General features: G+C 46.2%; 1 pseudogene. It reads left to right on the top strand.

Annotation, left to right across the window (positions count from 1 at the left end):
- Positions 1-333, top strand: a pseudogene (locus tag M983_RS17705) (electron transport complex subunit RsxC); the annotation flags it as partial.

The raw sequence follows: 333 nt of genomic DNA, 5'->3' as shown, positions 1-333 counted from the left end.
GAAGCTGAAGTTGATCCTCGTAAAGATGCCGTAGCCGCTGCTATTGCTAGAGTGAAAGCCAAAAAGCAAGCTCAACAAGACAATGCAGTAGCCACAACTCAAGATGTCGATACAGCAACTGAAGCTGAAGTTGATCCCCGTAAAGCAGCCGTAGCCGCTGCTATTGCTAGAGTGAAAGCCAAAAAACAAGCTCAACAAGACGATGCAGTAGCTACAATTCAAAATGTCGATACAGCAACTGAAGCTGAGGTTGATCCTCGTAAAGCAGCTGTAGCCGCCGCTATTGCTAGAGTGAAAGCCAAAAAGCAAGCTCAACAAGACAATGCAGTAGCT

Source organism: Proteus myxofaciens ATCC 19692, from assembly GCF_001654855.1.
In the GTDB taxonomy this organism is placed as follows: Bacteria; Pseudomonadota; Gammaproteobacteria; order Enterobacterales; family Enterobacteriaceae; genus Proteus; species Proteus myxofaciens.
The sequence above is the reverse complement of the archived record's forward strand: the minus strand, read 5'-3'. Positions and strand labels throughout refer to the sequence as shown.